Source organism: Pseudomonas mohnii (assembly GCF_900105115.1).
GTDB classification, from domain to species: Bacteria; Pseudomonadota; Gammaproteobacteria; order Pseudomonadales; family Pseudomonadaceae; genus Aquipseudomonas; species Aquipseudomonas mohnii.
This window is the reverse complement of record NZ_FNRV01000001.1, coordinates 1,224,528-1,238,553: the sequence shown is the minus strand read 5'-3', so window position 1 is coordinate 1,238,553 and position 14,026 is coordinate 1,224,528. Positions and strand designations below refer to the sequence as shown.

Below are 14,026 nucleotides of genomic sequence, written 5' to 3'. Positions count from 1 at the left end.
ATGTTCGATCTCGGACGCAGCTTCCTCGCTGCCGTTGAACGCAGACCGCACGCGGTGGCGGTCAGTGACGGTGCGTTGAAGAAAACCTATGAAGACTGGTTCGTCGATATCCAGAGCGCAGCTCGGGGCCTGCAACGTCTCGGGCTGCAACGCGGTGACCGACTACTGGTAGCGATGCAAAACCGCTGGCAGATGGCGACCCTGCATTGGGCCTGTCAGTTTGCGGGCGTCGTCATGACCCCGTTGAACTGGCGTTCGACTGCCGATGAACTGGGCTACTGCATCGAAGATGCGCAAATCCGCGCGCTGGCTTACGACGACGCTACCGTAGCCGCCGTGGCCGGTTGCAGCGCCGCCACAAGGCTGCCACGGATCGCCACCGGTATCCGTGCCGCCGACACCGACCTGAGTTTTGAGGAGCTGTGTTCGCAGCGCCCCTCCGGCATCATTTTGCAGGCGGGCGCCGAAGACTTTTCACTGCTGCTGTACACCTCCGGCACCACCAGCAAGCCCAAGGGCGTGCCCCGTCGGCACCGTTGCGAACGCGCCGCGGCGGTTGCCCACGTGGCGCAAAACCTCTACCGCCAGAGCGAGTGCACGCTGGGTGTCATGCCGCTTTACCACACCATGGGCGTGCGTTCGTTACTGTCCATGGCGCTGATCGACGGGCAGTTCGTCTGTGTGCCGAAGTTCGACGTGGAAGCCACGCTGCAGGCCATCGAGCGGGAAAAGGTCAGCAACCTGTACCTGGTGCCGACGCTCTACCACATGCTCATCGAACACCCGGCCTTTGCCCGCGAGCGCGTCGCCAGTGTGGAGAAAATCGGCTTTGCCGGTGCGCCGATGAGTGACGGCTTGATGCGTCGCGTCGAGCAGGCGTTCCAGCCGCAATTGTTCGTCAATCATTACGGCAGCTCGGAGATCTACACCTTCACCATCGACCAGCAAGCCAACCGTAAACCCGGTTCGTCAGGGCGCAGTGCAATGAACCAGCGAGTGCGCGTGGTGCCGATCGATGCAGAAACGGTAGACGTGCAGGCCAAGCCGCTGGAGGAGGGTCAGATCATCGCCGACCTGGCGAGTGACGAGGCGTTCGAAGGCTACCTGAACCGCCCCGAAGCAACCGCCAAGGCGTTGCGAGACGGATGGTATTTCACCGGTGACATCGGCTACTTCGATCTGGAGGGCGATCTGTTCGTCACGGGTCGTGTCGATGACTTGATCATCACCGGCGGCGAAAACGTCAGCCCGGCAGAAATCGAGAACATGCTCTCTCTGCACCCGGCAGTAGAAGAAGTGGTGGTGGTCGGTCTGCCGGACGAGCAGTGGGGCAAGATCATTGCTGCGTTTATCAAGCTGCGCGCCGAAGTCTCGGAAGGCGACCTCGATGCCCATTGCATCGCCTCGGGCCTGGCCAAATTCAAGCGGCCACGCCGTTATCAGTTCATCGATCAGATTCCCAAATCTCCAGTCGGCAAGGTGCTGCGACGCGTGCTGCTGGCCCAATTCCAGGAACAGGCCTTGAAGGCCATCAGCTAATCATCCAGAGGACACTCACATGCAACAACAAGCGATCCAGCAATTTCTCGACACTCAGTTCGATGGCTTCCAGGTTGAAGTCGATGTGTCCCGCGAGCGCGCCGACATCATCCTCAACCGGGCACCGTTGAACGTCATATCCATGGGGCAGCGCGATCAGCTGCGCCTGGTCTTCGAAGCCCTCGATGCACACCAAGGCGTGCGCGTCATCGTGCTGCGCTCGGTGGGTGAGCACTTCTCCAGCGGCGGCGACATCAAGGGCTTCCTCGAAGCGTCGCCGGAGCACGTTTCGAAGCTGGCCTGGAACGTCGCGGCACCGGCACGTTGCGAAAAACCGGTGATCGTTGCCAACCGTGGCTACACCTTCGGTGTCGGTTTCGAACTGTCCCTGGCCTGCGATTTCCGCATTGCTTCGCAAACCACTCGCTACGCTTTGCCTGAGCAGAACCTGGGTCAGATCCCGGGTTCGGGTGGCTCCGCACGCTTGCAGAAGATCATCGGCATCACCCGCACCAAGCACATGGTGATGCGCGCCAAACGCATTACGGGCGACCAGGCCTATGCCTGGGGTATCGCTACCGAGGTCGTGCCGGATACCGAACTGGAAAGCACCGTCGATGCGTTGGTCGATGAACTGCGGCGCTTCTCGCCGCTGGCTCAACGCACGGCGAAAAAACTGATCAACGACAACGAAGATGCGCCGCTGACCGTTGCGATCGAAATGGAAGGTCACTGCTACAGCCGTCTGCGTAGCTCCAAGGACTTCAAGGAAGGCGTCGAAGCGTTTCACAGCAAGCGTGCGGCCGTGTTCATCGGCGAGTAAATCGTACCGGCGAGCAGGCCCGGGAGTCTGTCGGTAACGGCGTACGCCCCTCCGGAACAGGGCCTGCCGCGCCTTCAATGCAACTGAAAGGACCCATCAAGGTATCACCGCTGAACGGCTGACTACCCGCAACCCGCGCACCGGGATGCAGAACGTTTCGATTCACCGCTTGTGTGAGGCAACCATGACTACGACAACAACAATAACTGCATCACCCACCATTGCCGCTATCGATACACCGCAGATTTCACCGGGCAAGGCCTTGCTTGCGGCATTTGCCTCGACCTTCGGCTGGGCGCTGGATCTGTTTGACCTGTTCATCCTGCTCTACGTGGCACCGATCATCGGCCGCCTGTTCTTCCCCTCGGACACCCCGACACTGTCGCTGGCCGCGGTGTATGCCTCGTTCGCCGTGGCCTTGCTGGTGCGTCCGCTGGGTTCGGCAATCTTCGGCGCGTATGCCGATAAACACGGCCGCAAGCGTGCGTTGATGGTGTCGATGGTCGGCGTCGGTATTTCCACGGCGCTGTTTGGCGCGTTGCCGACCATTCACCAGGTCGGGGTATTGGCCCCGATACTGTTTTTGGTCTTGCGGGTCATTCAGGGTGTTTTCGTTGGCGGCATTGTCGCCTCCACTCACACCATCGGCACCGAATCCATCTCGCCGCGCTATCGCGGCTTGATGTCCGGGTTGATCGGTGGCGCCGGCGCCGGCATGGGCGCGCTGTTGGCGTCGGTCACTTATCTGGTGTTGTCGGAGATTTTCACCGGGGAAGAATTTGATGTCTGGGGCTGGCGCTTCATGTTCTTCTGCGGCCTGCTCAGCACGTTTTTCGGCCTGGTGATGTTCCGTTACCTGGAAGAAACCCCGGTCTGGCAGCAACTGCAACAGGCCCGAAAAAACAAGGGGCCTGCAATAGTGGTCGTGTCGCCACTCAAGCGTCTGTTTGGTCGCGAATATCGCGGCGTGATGATGGTCAATCTGTTGATTACGTTCGGAGGCGGTGCCACGTATTACCTGGCTTGCGGTTATTTGCCGACGTTGCTCAATGTGGTCGCCAAAGTGCCTCATACGCAGACTTCGCAGATGCTCATGTACGGATCGGCCGCAACCATTGTCGGTGCACTGGCCTTCGGTTACCTGAGTGACCTGATCGGTCGCAAGAAGACCTTCATGCTGCTGGGTTTGATCAACCTGGTGAGCCTGCCCATGATGTTCCTGGGTGTCGCCGAACCGGGTTCGCTGACCCGCACTGCGCTGTATTGCATGGGCATAGGCTTCATGGGCGGGGCGATCATCGCGCCGATTCTGATCTTCCTCAATGAACGCTTTGCCACCGAGCTGCGAGCCAGCGGCACCGGCTTGTCATGGAACATCGGTTTCGCCCTCGGCGGCACCATGCCGACCTTTGTGTCCCTGGTCAGCAGTAGCCCGGCGCAGATACCCATGGTGCTGGCGATTTTCGCCGCGGGTCTGTCGGTGATCTACCTGATCGGCAGTGTGGTGATTCCGGAAACCCAAGGCAATTTCAAATAAAGGCGGGGAGGCGCTCCAGGAATTCGCAGATTAGCTGCAAGGTCCGCTCGGTCGCTTCGGTCTGGGGAAAGTGCCGGCAGTCATCCAGCAACACACAGCGGCACGGTCCAGGCACCTGTCGCTGGATGATCACCAGTTGCTCGGGCGTGGCGTAATGGTCTTCGCGACCCTGAATCACCAGCAGCGGTTTTTCGATATAAGCCAATTGCGCTTCGAGATCGTCCAGGGAAAAGTCCGGGTGCAACCAGCTGTCGCTCCAACCGTGAAAAGCGCCGTCGACATTGGCCCCATGGTGGCGTGCCAGGCGTTCGCGCAATGGGCCCTGATGCCAAACTTCAGTGGTGTGGCGAATGCCATCGAGGCTCTCGGTCTCGACAATCACGTGAGGCGCCAGGGCAATGCTGCCCAACACGCGTGGATCGTTGGCAGCGGCATAGGCGAGGACGATGGATGCGCCGTCACTGTGACCGAGCAAGACCACTTGCGGCAGTTGCAAGGCATCGAGCAATTGCCGCAGTTCACGAGGGCCGTCGCTGGTCAGGTAGTTCAGTGGACGCGGCAGGGTTACCGGGCTCGATTGCCCGTAACCCTGCCGGCTGTAAGTGACCACACCGCAACCGCTGGCCTGGGCCAGGCGCAGGGGGAAGTCTTTCCATTGGCCGGCGCTGCCGAGGCCTTCGTGCAACAGCACAAGCGTCGGTCGCGATGGGTCAGTCGCAGGCAGTTGGCGATATTCCAGGCGCAGCGGCCCAAGTTGCAAAAATTGCTGTGGCGACATGTCGAATCAACGATTGAACAAGATTGCTCGCAGGTTACCGTAAACGTAACCCTGCAGGCAGCACCACGCTTCGCTTGAGGTACAGAAAACATGCGTCATCTCGATGTTCAGGTGATCGACCAGGCACTGCAATGGGCTCGCACCGGGCAGGCCCAGTGGCTGTGCACGGTGCTCTCCACCTATGGCTCGGCGCCGCGTGCGCCGGGTGCGATGCTGGTGGCCAATGGCGCGGGCGAACACGTTGGCTCACTGTCGGGTGGCTGCGTCGAGGAGGCGTTTCTTGAAAGCCTGACACGCGGTGAATTGCGCGAACCGGCGCAGATCGTCAGTTATGGCGACAGCGTCGAGCAACGCCACCGTCTACGATTGCCCTGTGGTGGCGTGCTGATCGTGCTGGTCGAGCACCGCGCCGCCAGTCTCGAATGGATCGCGCATCTGGAGAGTCTGCAAGCGGCGTTACTCGGCCACCGACGTCTGCAGCGTCATGTCGAACTGAGCAGCGGTGCGTTGCGCCTGGACCCGGACACCGGACACGGCAGCGAGCGGGTGCAAGTCGTCGACGAGACGGTGCGCATCAGCATTGGCCCGGCGTTACGACTGATTCTGGCGGGGCTATCGCCGGTCGCGGAAGTCTGCGCCAGTTTCGCCCGCGCCATCGGCTGCGAAGTCATCGCCTGCGACCCTCGGGAAGAGATGCTGCATGTACAGCTCGAAGGCGTGGAGATGCAACGTGTGCTGCCCTCGATGTTTATCGCCGCTGGAGGTTGCCACGCAGCGACCGCGGTGGTGGCGCTGACTCACGATCCGCGAATCGATGATCTGGCGCTGATGGAAGCGGTGCACACCCCGGCGTTTTACATCGGCGCCATGGGGTCTGAGGCAACCTCGGCCAAGCGCGCCGAGCGGCTCAAACGCATTGGTGGCCTGACGGATGAACAGATTGCCCGTTTGCACATGCCCATTGGCCTCGATCTGGGCAGCAAGGCCCCGGCGGAAATCGCTCTGGCGGTGGTGGCCGATATCCTGCGCGTTTATCACGGGAAAGAACGCCATGCCTTGTAAGGCGGTTTTTCCGACGAGCATGGGGGCTGCGAAAGTCGGGATAGACGCTCGTTCACCCACGCGCGATAGTGGCCAGCCAAGTGTTGCTGAACCATTGAGCGATCGCCGGGGTCGAGAAATAGATAGACGCCGCGATGATCCTTCATTGTGGTCGATAACAATATTGCTTCAAGCGAGCAGAGGAATCTGATGTCGATTGCCCAACGGGTTTTCCACGGCAGGTTTGGCCGGGTCGCCTTGCTGAATATGGATCGTTCGCTGGTCACCCACACCCATTCCGAATGCCATGTGCTGGTCAAAGTGTCCGGCGAAGACACTTACTTCAACGTCAACGGTCGGCGGGTTCCGCTTAGCGATCGCACGGCGGTGCTAGTCAACGCCTGGGAGCCGCATTTTTACGATCCGCAGCCGGGTGCCGGTGCCACCGTAATCCTGGCGCTTTACATCGAGCCTGCCTGGTTGGCCACTGCACAGCAGTCGCTGGCGCTGAGTGGTCGGCCGGATTTTTTTGTCCAGTCGTGTATCGAGCTGTCGAGTCGCAATCGCACCTTGGCCGACATCCTGGTCGCCGAAGCGCATGGCTGCGGGATCGTGCCGAAAGAGCGTATGGAATTCATGCTGTTCGACTTCTTGATCGAACTGATCGAGGACTTTTCCAGCTGGCGGCATTTGTCGTTACTGGGGGCGCCGAACTCAGCTGAGTTCCGGGACGCGCGGGTGCGTCGTGGCACCGCCTGGTTGCTTGAGCACCTCGATGATCCGAACCCGATCGACAATGCCGCGCGGGCTTGTGGTCTGTCTCGGGCGCACTTCTTTGCGCTGTTCAAGAAAGATACCGGCATGACGCCGACCCTGTTGCTTAACGACGCGCGCATGCGCCGGGCTTTTGCCTGGCTGGAGCGTGAGCGCAGTGGAACGTTGGGCCTGTTATCGGAGAATCTCGGGTTCTCCGAACAAGGTCATTTCACACGGTTTTTCCGCCAGCACATCGGAGCTTCTCCCAGCCAGTACCGGCGTGTAGTGGATTGTTATGCGGCGGTTTGAACCGACAGGAGGGCGGGAGGATTGGGCAAGCCTCCCGCCGATGAAGTTAATCTTTCATATTGAGAGATGGCGGCGTGTATAGGCGACGAAAGTTATAAGGTGTACTAATCGTCCAGCAAGTCATAAATCTCTTTCATGCGCTCTTCACGCATCAACTCAAGCTCTTCCTTGGTTTCGGCTACCCACTGCAGAATAAAGTCCCAGCAATCGCATTCGTGAGCGTCTGCTTCTGCTTCAAATGCTTCTTGCAGACATTTCAGTCGATATTCTTCTGGCGAAAGTCCGCAGTTCTCAGCGAGGCTGTAGTTCAGCTCGCTGAGTTCAAGCTGGATCCATAAGTTGGCGTCCAGGAATTTTTTCAGGGCGAGTTCGGCCCTAAGTTCTTTTGCGATCATGAAGGCTCTCTTGTGGCATGCAATAAGTAGCGGGTGTTCGAAGTCGGCCCAGCACTAAATCGGGCTGTGTCAATTTCCAGCCATCATCCATCCTCTAACGCCATGTCGTTCGCTCAACTCTTTCACGACTCGAGCCGCGTCCTGCTTTTGTTTATACGGGCCGATGACGACAAAGTTGTTTTCTTTACGCGCTACCGGCAACTCCAGCTGCTGAATGGCTTTTACTGCTCGATGGCGGCTGGGTGTGTTCAAAGCAATTTCGACCACCCATAGGCCGGATGAAGGCGTGGTAGATGGTTCTTTCCTGGCCTGGAAAATGTAGCCGCCGCACGTCAAGCACGGGCGTTCCAGCGTGATCAGCGAACCTGGTACGGTGCGAAAGACATGCCATTGCGGATCAAAGGTTTTTTTGCGGGCGAATACGGCCAGGAGCAGGCCGATAACAGTGATCAGACCGCTGAGAATAATCGTCCATTTATATGACTGTGCGGGCAATGAAGGCAGCGTAACTGGAGTTTCGTCTGGTTTTTCGACCAAGAACTGTGCGGCGTCAGCCTTCGTTGAATTGGGTATGTGGGATCCGTTTTTTGCAAGGGGCGTGAGTCCGTCGAAATGTTTTGTATTGAACTCCGTCGCAACTTTATTGACCGTGTCATCGAGTAGTTGTTCGAGTGTTGTCACTTTTTGCTGGATGTATGAATTGTTGACGTTATTTTGACAGTTGGGTCCCGTAGACATGTAGGTCCATAGGAGTGCAGACAGTTGCCCCAAAACGCCAGTTATCAGGAAGCCCAAGCCCAGCTTTCGCACAGAGGCCATCTCCAAAACAAGTGAATAGTGATTTATCCCATTCTTTCTAATAAACGGGGTTCTATTGTTGATCCTGGGATGGTCTAAATTCTTGAGCGCGTCAGTGTGCCCAAGAGCCAAAATTAGTTGGCTGCTTTTTTGTTGTTTTAAAGAGCATCGGGCGTGCACTTTATAGACTGTTGGTTGACGAAAAAGGCTCAGGCGATCGAAAAAAAACCATATCAGATGGGTTGCAGGGTGATACATTAAAACACTTGTATTTAAGAAGAATGTCGTGGCCAAAGTGCCTGACTGTTGCAATGCTGCGACGATATCCACCGATATCAATCTGGTGCGCGTAGGCAACGTTTTTGTCGACGTCAAAATTAACGAATTTCCGAGCAGCGTTCTTGCCGGATGTTCTTGATGCTTAAAAGCGAAACGTGGCCGCCGTCCAATTGGCGTTGGCCTGATACAGGGTGCCCAAGCGTTTTCCACTGCTGGTGGTTGTTCCGGGGGGCTGTGGTCATGCCTGACCGTAGAAGGCGCTCTTGGGAAACAATGGATCAAAGGTACCGGCCCTCTGATCGACATCCTCATCACCGCTCGCGGCATCGACACGCAAACCCGTACGCGCTTTCCAGGGACCCGCAAAGGTATAACCGCTGTCGCTGGAACCCGCCCAGGCATCGATGTCGGCGCTGGCTTCAGGAATTACGCGATCAATGCCTGCCGGTGCGCCAGCAGAACGCCGCAGGCCAATGATGGACACTGGGCTAAAAAAGGTTGAATCGAGCGATGACGCTCTGTTGATTCTTCGGACCCTTGGCTTCAACTGATCTTCGCCGGCTGGCGTGATTCGTTGAAGTGGGGTATTTGTGTTCGGCCGGCTCAAGGTGATCCGGGTATAGGAGGCAGAGTGACTATTTCCAGCGATACGCTATCCAGGCTTTCCAGTGCAGTAGAGGTGTTGGCAACTGCGGAGGGCAGCAGAGAGCATCGCGCTAAAGTGGCATTGAGTTTTTTGTCAGAGATCGACGGGGCGGAGTTTGTCGGTGATCCCGCCGAGGTTCACTGGAACTACATTGAGTCAGTCGCTGAAGCTATCGCTAACGGAACTGCCGAAAAGGGCCTGGTTGGAAGGTATATCAGTGCGATTTGGCTGGCGTTCAGTGCGCATTGTCCTATCCAGGCTCGATAGGTGAGTGTGGGCCAGTCAACGCTCAACGGCGTGGCCTCGGGGGTGCGTGCCTTTGTGCAGGCCAGCTTTGATCGGGAGGCTGTGCTTCTCTCGGCGCAGTGGTCGACGGTTCGATCACCGCCGAGAAGCCGGAACAGGGGTGGCCCGTAGAGACGCTTTGTCACCACGGCCAGGCACCAGCGCGCCACCGAATACCAAGACCCCAACCCGTTCGGGGTTTTATTCGTCTGGAGATGGAAAAAACGAAGCCCCGGCGATTCGTGGTCGCCAGGGCTTCTCATTCCTTCAAGCATCTCAACATGGCGGAATGTGAAAACAAGATAGCAGGCTAACTAATAAGAGTCACGATCTGTCCATTGATTTCAGTATTTTTGGATAGCTTTGATTTTTGAAGAAAGCCTGCCAAGTGCGTTTTTTTTTCGCCTGAAGAAAAGAATGCGCGCGTCACCCAAGGCCAGTGGAACGCCCTGATGAGCTTCACCTGCAACCTGGGCGCGGCAGACCTTGGGTCGTCGACGCTGAAAAGATTTAGCCAATCTGTGGCATCGACCGGTTGAGTCGACAGCTTAGCGTTTCACGTTGAGCGGATGTCACTGCCACCTGATGCAAATGGCACGCTATGACAGTGCATCCGTTTTGGGACGAGACGTTAAATGATGAAGTCCCAGTTCGCCGCCAGAACGTTGTGCTGGTTCATCTCCGCCGCTTGCACGAAGTTGCTGGCGACCTGTTCCAGGGTCATGCCTTTTTGCATGGCGTCAACCCAGTAAGCCAGGCCTGCGCTATCGCTTTGACGGCCATAGATGCCCTGATACACCAACTCCAGGTCATGCGGGGCGTTACCGTTCAGGGTGACGGCCTGCTTATCGTGAGCTTCGTTCGAAGTGATCAGCGACAGGGCGATGCTGCCCATGCTCATGCCATTCTTGGCCTGGACCGCCCAGTAATCGAAGCCCAGATAGTCAGCCTGGCGGCCCAGAACCGATTGGTAAAGGCCTGCCAACTGGGTTTGAGGCTCGCTGGTTTGAACGCTAATGGTCGTGTCGGAGAAAGTCAGGTTTTCGGCATTCACCAGCAGCGTGTGTTGTCCTGGCTGCGCTTTGGAAGTGACCAGGACATAGCCCTCGTGATTTTCCACCAGGTAGTCCGAACTGGCGCCGTTGAGCACCACGGCATCGTTGCCTTGGCCGCCGTGCAGAAGAGTCGTGCTGTTGGATAGCTCCGTGCTGCTGCCTGCGAAGTTGATGTTCAACGTGTCGTTGCCACCACCGGCGAACACCGAACTGCCGCCACCGGACGATATGCTGAACTGTTGGCTGGCGGAGTCGCCGGTGAGTATCTGGCCGTTGGTGTTACCGATGATGTTGGCGGTGCCGATGATTGCTGCGAAGTCGACGGCGTTTAACACCAGCGTGCTGCCGCTGGCCACGTGTGTAGCGTCGATGACCAGCGCGGTGTGTTGGCTGTCGCTGCTGGTACCGGTCAAGGTTAGCGGGCTGGTCGGTGCGGTCTCGCCAGTGGTCGGTGTAATCGTCTCGACCAGCAGCGGTACGCTGGCAGCCAGTTTGTTGAGGAAGGAGACGCCGTTACCGGTCAGGTGACCTTGGTCGCTGGCGGCATGATTCGGCGTTGCCGCCAGGATATCCTGGATCAGATGTTCAATCGAACTACCCGCCGGCCGGCTGACACCGCCAACAGCCGTCAGGCCAAAGCCGGGTGTCAGCTGTGCCAGCAGGAGGTTGTTCGCGCCGCTGGTGGCCAGTGGAATGTCGGCCACAGCAGCGCTGCCGCTGGAGTCGGTGCGGTCGGTGCTGACAATCGGAACAATGATCTGAGTGCCACTGCCGCCGCCCGGCAGGCTGACCTGCTGCTGGGTGACGGCAACGCCGTCGATAGGGGTCATTGTGGCTGGTGACGAGGGTGGTGTCGGTACCGCCTCTACGGTCAGTGCCAGTGAGGCGCTAGCTGCTGACAGGTTTCCTGCCGGGTCGATTTGCTTGGCGGTCAGCGTATGGCTACCCAGCGACAATGTGCTGCTGGTGATGTTCCAAATGCCGGTACCGTTAGCAACCGCGGTGCCCAGTACTGTGCTGCCGTCGGTGTCGTAGAGTTTGACGGTTGCGTTGGCGGCTGCGGTCCCGGTAATCACGGGCTTGGCAACACTGGTAATGCCGTCACCCTGAATACCGCTGTCGCTGGCAGCGCTAAGTGCCGGCAGGGAGGGCGCCGACGGCGACAGATTGTTGACCGTCAGCGCAAGACCGGCGCTGACGGACGAGATGTTGCCTGCAGTGTCGGTCTGCCTGGCGGTCAGCGTATGGCTACCATTGCTCAAGGTCGTCGAAACGATACTCCAGTCGCCGTTTCCGTTGGCAACAGAGGTGCCCAGCACGGTGGTCCCATCGGTGTCGTAAAGCGTGATGCTGGCGTTGGCTTCGGCGGTGCCGGTGATGGTCGGCATTAAGACATTGGTCAGGTTGTCGCCAGGGACACCGCTGTCGCTGCTACTGGCCAATACGGGCGCAGGCGGGGCCGCCACGCTGTTGTCAATTGACACTGACACGCCACTGCTGGCTGCAGATTCATTACCCACGGCGTCGGTCTGTTTGGCCGTCAGTGTGTGGCTGCCGGTCGCCAACGTCGCGCTCATGATACTCCAATTGCCGGCGCCGTCGGCGACGGTGGTGCCTAGCAAAGTGGCACCATCGGTGTCATACAGCTTGATCGTGGCATTGGCTTCAGCCGAGCCGACAAACACGGGTGTCTGGTTGCTGGTGATCGCATCGTTGTTTGACTTGCCGGTATCGGTGCCGGCCGTCATGACCGGCACCGAAGGTGATGCGGGGGCGGTATGGTCTACCGTGTACGTTTGACCGGCTGTATAGCCGCTGGTGATGGCGAAAGATAAATCGTTCTGAATCCCGGTGCCACTCCCTTTGAGATCCAGGCGCAGGGTACCATCGCCTCTGATTCCGCTGACTGTCAGGGTGTACGTGTCACCACTACCGGTGACTGAGGCGATGGTCGCGCTGGCGTTTCCGGTTGTAGCCAAGGTGAAATCCGAGGCGTCCACGCCAGTCACGGACTGGCTGAATTTCACCGTGTAATCCACTGAGGGGCTAGTGGCTGGCACCGTGCTGCTGGCGCCCATGGCCCGCTCGATAGCGGCGACGGTTGGCGCGTCCACCACATTGACGCTGAAAAACTGGAACGCATCGTTACCGGCGGCGTCGGTGGCTTTCAGATAGAGGTGGTAGGTTCCGGCGGCGAGATTCTGCGCGGCCACCAGTTGGTTGCCGGATAAGCTGAACTTGCCGTTGTCCGCATCGGTTGTACCGTTGCCGATGGCAAAGCCGTAGCTGACGGCAGTGGCATCGGTGGCCGACAGCGTTGCCACGGTGGCGCCATTGCCAGCGTTGCTCATGGCAACCTGGGTGTTACTCAGGGCCATGGCGATTGGCCCGATAGTGTCGAGTGTATAGGCGTAGCCGCTGGAGGCGCTGGAAACGTTGCCAGCCACGTCGGTCTGTTTGGCGGTAAAGGTATGTGAGCCGTTGGCCAGTGTGCTGCTGGCGATGCTCCAGTTGCCAGAGCCATCGGCCGTCGTCGAGCCAAGTAGGGTGCTGCCGTCGGTGTCGAACAGCTTGACGGCGGCGTTGGCTTCGGCGTGGCCGGTGACGGTCGGTGTACTGTCGTTGGTGATGCCGTCGCCCAAGGTGCCGCTGTCGCTGCCGCTGCTCAACGTCAAAGCGCTGGGGGCCGCGACTGTCGAATCGATCCTCAAGGCTAACGCTGTGCTGAGTGGCGAAGTGTTATTCCCACCGTCTGTCTGCGTTACCTTCAGCGTGTGATTGCCGTCTGTCAACGTGCTGCTGGTGATGGACCAGTTGCCAGAACCATCCGCACTCGTGGTCCCCAGTAGCGTGGTTCCATCGGTATCGTACAGTTTGACAGTTGCGTTGGCCCCGGAAGTGCCGGTGAGTGTAGGGGTAGTATCGGAAGTGATGCCGTCGCCCAAGGTGCCACTGTCGCTGCCGCTGGATAGCGCGGGCACCGGCGGGGCTGATGGCCCGGGTCTGCCACCGACCACGATAGTGGAGGCACTGAAGGTACTCGAATCGGTTCCATCCAGCCCCTGGAGCGCACTGACATCATTCCCCCCAGTGGGGTCGGAATACGAAAATTCGATGTTGGCCCCGGCAGTCAGCGCGGGCGCTGAAAAAGTGAGTGTCACGGTCTTGCCGGTACCATCGACAGTCACTCCGGTAACTGAAGTGCTAGTTCCGTTGATCTGAACGGCAAAGGCGTTGGTCGGTGGTGGATTGGCGGCATCCAGGGCAACGTCAAACTGCATCGTAAAAAACTGCTCACCAATATAGCCGTATGAGCCTGAATAGGTAGGTTGCGCCATGACCATAAAATGCTTTCCCTGATTTGCAGAAAGCATAATTGCCAACTGCCTGTCGACCTTGTGACTTAGGCGATACTAGCGATAGAAGCAAATGGCCACAAGCGAGGTTCGTCACTTCGATTTAAGTGCCGATTAGAAGGGTTTCAGGGTCGCTCCATGCCGCGACTCCCAATAACTGCCCTGAAAGGTCGCAAGCGGGGCAATGGGTATGGGGTGGTGAATATGGGGTGAGAAGGTGGTTAGAGAATAGCTTTTTAGCGCCCCTGCAAGCATGGAGTGCCAGGGGCGAGTGTTCGAATCACGCCGTCCCGACCCTATAATTCAAAGGGTTGCGAGATTTTATCTCGCGACCCTTTTTTTATTGGTCGTTTTTACCCCTGTAAAACCACCGGCTCCGGGGAGGAATCCTCACCGCTTTCGTGTGAGCTGACGCCCACTTTTGCAGCG

11 protein-coding genes are annotated in these 14,026 nt (G+C 58.4%); 6 read left to right on the top strand and 5 right to left on the bottom strand.

The features are described from left to right. From BLV61_RS05625 to BLV61_RS05615, 3 genes are all read left to right on the top strand, one after another. Positions 1-1,539, top strand: coding sequence for an AMP-binding protein (locus tag BLV61_RS05625; RefSeq protein WP_090463331.1), 1,539 nt, complete (start codon positions 1-3; stop codon positions 1,537-1,539). 19 nt (positions 1,540-1,558) lie between these two features. Continuing rightward, positions 1,559-2,362 carry an enoyl-CoA hydratase/isomerase family protein gene (locus BLV61_RS05620; protein ID WP_090463328.1) on the top strand — a complete coding sequence of 268 codons (804 nt, stop codon included), beginning with the start codon at positions 1,559-1,561 and terminating at the stop codon, positions 2,360-2,362. Positions 2,363-2,546: 184 nt separating this feature from the next. Then, a complete protein-coding gene (locus tag BLV61_RS05615) occupies positions 2,547-3,899 on the top strand; it encodes an MFS transporter (RefSeq protein WP_090463324.1) in 1,353 nt (450 codons plus the stop codon). On the opposite strand, the gene BLV61_RS05610 is transcribed toward BLV61_RS05615, so the two are convergent. Beyond that, on the bottom strand, positions 3,892-4,677 hold the full coding sequence (locus tag BLV61_RS05610; RefSeq protein ID WP_090463322.1) for an alpha/beta fold hydrolase: 786 nt from the start codon (positions 4,675-4,677) through the stop codon (positions 3,892-3,894). The genes BLV61_RS05615 and BLV61_RS05610 overlap by 8 nt on opposite strands. Positions 4,678-4,767: 90 nt before the next feature. On the opposite strand from BLV61_RS05610, the gene BLV61_RS05605 reads away from it, so the two are divergent. Both BLV61_RS05605 and BLV61_RS05600 read left to right on the top strand, forming a co-directional pair. Continuing rightward, the gene (locus tag BLV61_RS05605) at positions 4,768-5,739 is read left to right on the top strand and encodes an XdhC family protein (RefSeq protein WP_090463318.1); all 972 of its coding nucleotides are present in this window, start codon (positions 4,768-4,770) and stop codon (positions 5,737-5,739) included. Positions 5,740-5,928: 189 nt separating this feature from the next. Then, positions 5,929-6,783, top strand: coding sequence for a helix-turn-helix transcriptional regulator (locus tag BLV61_RS05600; RefSeq protein WP_047530871.1), 855 nt, complete (start codon positions 5,929-5,931; stop codon positions 6,781-6,783). A 104-nt stretch (positions 6,784-6,887) separates the two neighbouring features. Here BLV61_RS05600 and BLV61_RS05595 read toward each other — a convergent pair whose 3' ends face one another. The 3 genes from BLV61_RS05595 to BLV61_RS31545 form a co-directional block, all read right to left on the bottom strand. Continuing rightward, entirely contained in the window at positions 6,888-7,178 is a 291-nt protein-coding gene (locus tag BLV61_RS05595) for a DUF6388 family protein (protein ID WP_090463315.1), read from the bottom strand. Positions 7,179-7,247: 69 nt separating this feature from the next. Beyond that, complete coding sequence (locus tag BLV61_RS05590) at positions 7,248-8,306, bottom strand: SPOR domain-containing protein (protein WP_244159808.1); 1,059 nt, start codon at positions 8,304-8,306, stop codon at positions 7,248-7,250. Positions 8,307-8,493: 187 nt separating this feature from the next. Continuing rightward, complete coding sequence (locus tag BLV61_RS31545) at positions 8,494-8,862, bottom strand: alginate export family protein (protein ID WP_244159806.1); 369 nt, start codon at positions 8,860-8,862, stop codon at positions 8,494-8,496. A gap of 24 nt (positions 8,863-8,886) precedes the next feature. Here BLV61_RS31545 and BLV61_RS05580 point away from each other — a divergent pair, with 24 nt between their 5' ends. Next, positions 8,887-9,168: a hypothetical protein gene (locus tag BLV61_RS05580; protein WP_090463312.1), complete on the top strand. Its 282-nt coding sequence runs from the start codon at positions 8,887-8,889 to the stop codon at positions 9,166-9,168. Between the two features lie 649 nt (positions 9,169-9,817). On the opposite strand, the gene BLV61_RS05575 is transcribed toward BLV61_RS05580, so the two are convergent. Beyond that, complete coding sequence (locus tag BLV61_RS05575) at positions 9,818-13,522, bottom strand: Ig-like domain-containing protein (RefSeq protein ID WP_167361780.1); 3,705 nt, start codon at positions 13,520-13,522, stop codon at positions 9,818-9,820. Positions 13,523-14,026 lie beyond the last annotated feature (504 nt).

Coding starts and splice junctions, on each gene's coding strand:
- BLV61_RS05595 (WP_090463315.1), bottom strand. CDS start 7,178: ATGATCGCAAAAGAACTTAGGGCCGAACTCGCCCTGAAAAAATTCCTG.
- BLV61_RS05605 (WP_090463318.1), top strand. CDS start 4,768: ATGCGTCATCTCGATGTTCAGGTGATCGACCAGGCACTGCAATGGGCT.
- BLV61_RS05610 (WP_090463322.1), bottom strand. CDS start 4,677: ATGTCGCCACAGCAATTTTTGCAACTTGGGCCGCTGCGCCTGGAATAT.
- BLV61_RS05575 (WP_167361780.1), bottom strand. CDS start 13,522: ATGCAGTTTGACGTTGCCCTGGATGCCGCCAATCCACCACCGACCAAC.
- BLV61_RS05615 (WP_090463324.1), top strand. CDS start 2,547: ATGACTACGACAACAACAATAACTGCATCACCCACCATTGCCGCTATC.
- BLV61_RS05620 (WP_090463328.1), top strand. CDS start 1,559: ATGCAACAACAAGCGATCCAGCAATTTCTCGACACTCAGTTCGATGGC.
- BLV61_RS05625 (WP_090463331.1), top strand. CDS start 1: ATGTTCGATCTCGGACGCAGCTTCCTCGCTGCCGTTGAACGCAGACCG.
- BLV61_RS05600 (WP_047530871.1), top strand. CDS start 5,929: ATGTCGATTGCCCAACGGGTTTTCCACGGCAGGTTTGGCCGGGTCGCC.